We start from the raw sequence: 3,308 nt of genomic DNA, 5'->3' as shown, positions 1-3,308 counted from the left end.
CTGAGCCTTTCCGCTACGCCTATCCCGCGCAGTCTGCATATGTCTTTGACCGGGCTGAGAGACCTGAGCATTATTGAGACCCCGCCGCCAGGCCGCTATCCCATCACCACTTACGTAATGGAATATCGCGACGACATCGTCGATGAAGCCATCCGCAATGAATTGGACCGCAATGGACAGGTTTTTTTCGTCCATAATCGCATCGAAGGCATTTACCGGGTGCAGAAGCGCCTGGAGGAAATGCTTCCCGGGGTTCGTATCGCAGTAGGTCATGGCAAGATGCCGGAAGGTAAATTGGCAGCCATCATGAGCGACTTTATAAAAGGCGAGTATCAGCTATTGCTCTGCACCACCATTATCGAATCCGGTTTGGATATGCCCAATGTCAATACCATCGTTGTAGATGATGCGGATAAAATGGGCCTGGCGCAGTTATACCAGCTGCGCGGCCGGGTGGGGCGTTCACACCGTATTGCCTATGCTTATCTGACCTATCACCCGGATCGCGTCCTCAACGAAAACGCGCAAAAGAGACTTAATGCTATCCGGGAGTTCAACGAGCTGGGGGCGGGGATGAAAATAGCCCTGCGCGACCTGGAAATCAGAGGAGCCGGCAATATTTTAGGCCCCGAACAGCATGGCTACATTCAGGCCGTGGGGTTCGACATGTATTGCCGCCTATTGGAGCAGGAAACCTCGCGCTTGCGCGGCAATCCCGTCACTCAGAGCAGCGGGCCGATGGTAGATGTGGACATCGATTATTACATCCCGGATACTTATATTCCCGACCCCGGGGTTAAGATTCGCATTTATCGGCGTTTATTGCTGGCAACCTCGGAGGAGGACATTGAGGAAATCAGGGCTGAGCTTAACGATCGCTTCGGCAAGCCCCCGCGGCCGGTGGAAAATTTTCTGCAGATTACCCTGTTGCGTCTCATGGCCAGGGATAAAGAGATTAAATTACTGCGCCGTAAAGGCAAGCAGATTGAGATTCAACTGGAGAAAAATCTGCCCCATGATGTGCAGCAGAACCTGGGCGGCTACCAGATCCGTAAATTAAACGCCCACACCCTGGTGGTCAGGCCCGAGGGCGATGCCCTGCAAACCCTGCAGCGGGTCTTGCAGATGATATAGAAAGTATAAAACTATTCCTCGACAGAACCCCGGCCCTGTAAATAAGTGCGGCGCAGCTTGAAATCGATTTCGATTTCATAGGGTATGCTGGCAAATTGAGCCGGCCAATCCGCTTCAAGGTTTTCCCAAAGGGCCGGTTGTTGGCGCTGTATGGCCTGGCCCCACCCCAAAATATCACTTTGGCAGGCTTGCGCTTTTCGGAGGCAGGCCTCTACATCGCTCTGGATGGCAGCGTTGGCTTGTTGTTCAAAAAGCCCCAATTGGCTAAGATCGAAGAGGATGTGGGGATAAGCCACTTCGTAGATATTTCCTTCAGCAGTTATGGTTATTCTCATTTTAAGCTGCCCCTGATTGAGAACCGGTTTCACCACGGCGGTGGAGTTGATGGTTTCCAGGGTTTGCAGACTCTGCTCCCCCGGCCTGGCCGGGTCGGGCAGGTTGATGACGAAGAGCCCGCCCCGGGTATTGCTCTGCATAAAATGATAGCCGCGGCTTTCCTGTTCATTGAGCGATCCCACCATCTGTTTCCCGCGAAAAACAGCCAGTCCGCTGATTGACAGGCGATCCTTGCCTTCGAAACTTTCGATCTTCACCTGTGGCAATACCGGTTCGACGCCTGCTGTGCTCACCTTGTAGAGGAACTCCTTGATGGTAACCGGACTGTAAAGCCCGATTTGAGCCTCCTGGGCCTGAATCATCTTAACCAGCGCTCTGCCAGCGGTATCTTCTGGCGCCGTTTCGGTTTTTAGAACCTCCTCCGGGGTGGAGTTATAAGCCAGGAACAGCAGCGATACTTCTCTTACCGCGTTGGTTCTGGCCAAATGGTCCAGAAACAGGCTGATATCGCGGCGGGCGATATTTTCTCCGATGATGAAGGTCTCTGCCATGCTCCATACTGGATCCCGGGGCAGCGAGGTGGCCATTATCTGCTCAGCGCTTGAGAAAGTAGGCCCTGACGCACTGCGTACCAGGAATTTGGGGGCATCGTCGTCATCGGCTTGCGGCGGTAATGCAAACTGACCGCTGGAAACGACCCGGGTTCCATCCGGGCTTATGTCCAGGCCATGTGCAACCGCTGCTATGCTGTCTCCCAGGTCAACCCGATTATAGCAGCCGTTGCAGTACAAAAAGCTGATCAACAGGATGGCTATTATGCTGATAAACGGTTTGATATTCAAAGGCGAAACCTCAATTTTGATTTGGATGGTAGGTATACAACAAGTTTATTTTTTGTCCGCAGTCGTCCCGGATGGCGTGCCTTTAGGCCGCTTTACCCGTATCACCAGGGCTAAAATTACCGGAAATATCCCGAATATGGTAATAAAGATCCAGGGAAAAATCTGATCCAGCATTATGTACAAAAAATGTATATTCGGCACCAGGAGTACGGCCAGTATGCCGGCCATAATGGCTGTGGGACCTATCATGACGCGATAATCCTGCAGCCCAAAAACCTGCTGGATGCTGTAACAGGTTACAAACCAAAAAACGGCTAGAATGGCGAATACGCCTGGCATCACGGCAGACACCAGTATTATTTCGATGTTATGGATGAAACCTGCGATGTTAGTGGCACGGGCTATATTGAAAATAGGAAAGGTCTGCACCGCGGTTAATGCTGGTCCATAGGCGACGATAGGGATCACCACCATCACCAGTACGCTGAATACAAACAATCCGTACGCGGATAGCATCCATCGCCATAACAGCCGGGGCTGGTGGCAAAACGGCCCCAGGGTTAAAACCACAATCATAAAGCTGCAGTAACTGCTCACCAATAGAATGCCCTTAGCGATGTCAGCCATAGCGAAACTGCCTATGGGCATTAAACGAGACCAGTCAGTTTCCGGTCCCAGGCCCAAAAACAACAAAACCATAGCTAACGGGTAACCGGTCATTATTATTATCTCTATAACCCGGGCGGTAGTCTCCAAGCCATTGCGCAGGGCATAAAAAGCCGGCAAAATAATAAAAATCAAAAGAATGCTTATGGGCATGCCAGGCAGGACATTGCTCAAAAAAAAGTTGGCGAAAATAACCAGGCTCATCACTACCACCAGGAAAAACACCCAGATATAAACAAATCCCAGAGCTTTGCCGATCAAAGTACCCAAATGCTCCTCAAGCATACCGGGAAAAGTACGGCGGCTATTCACCAGGATATAATAATAAAT

Annotated in this window: 3 protein-coding genes; 1 reads left to right on the top strand and 2 read right to left on the bottom strand. The window is 51.2% G+C overall.

Translation table 11 applies throughout. The features are described from left to right. A partial coding sequence (locus B2633_RS01165) for a TRCF domain-containing protein (RefSeq protein WP_483168710.1) occupies positions 1-1,134 on the top strand: 1,134 nt, incomplete at its 5' end. 11 nt (positions 1,135-1,145) lie between these two features. Here B2633_RS01165 and B2633_RS01160 read toward each other — a convergent pair. Both B2633_RS01160 and B2633_RS01155 read right to left on the bottom strand, forming a co-directional pair. Further along, positions 1,146-2,312, bottom strand: coding sequence for a Ger(x)C family spore germination protein (locus tag B2633_RS01160; RefSeq protein ID WP_481042114.1), 1,167 nt, complete (start codon positions 2,310-2,312; stop codon positions 1,146-1,148). 45 nt (positions 2,313-2,357) lie between these two features. After that, positions 2,358-3,308, bottom strand: a 951-nt coding sequence (locus B2633_RS01155; protein WP_483168708.1) for a GerAB/ArcD/ProY family transporter, incomplete at its 5' end; no start/stop codon positions are given.

The organism is Syntrophomonas sp. UBA1041 (assembly GCF_002316705.1).
GTDB lineage: Bacteria > Bacillota > Syntrophomonadia > Syntrophomonadales > Syntrophomonadaceae > DTU019.
Note: the sequence above shows the minus strand (reverse complement) of the source record. Positions and strands in the feature narration are given on the sequence as shown.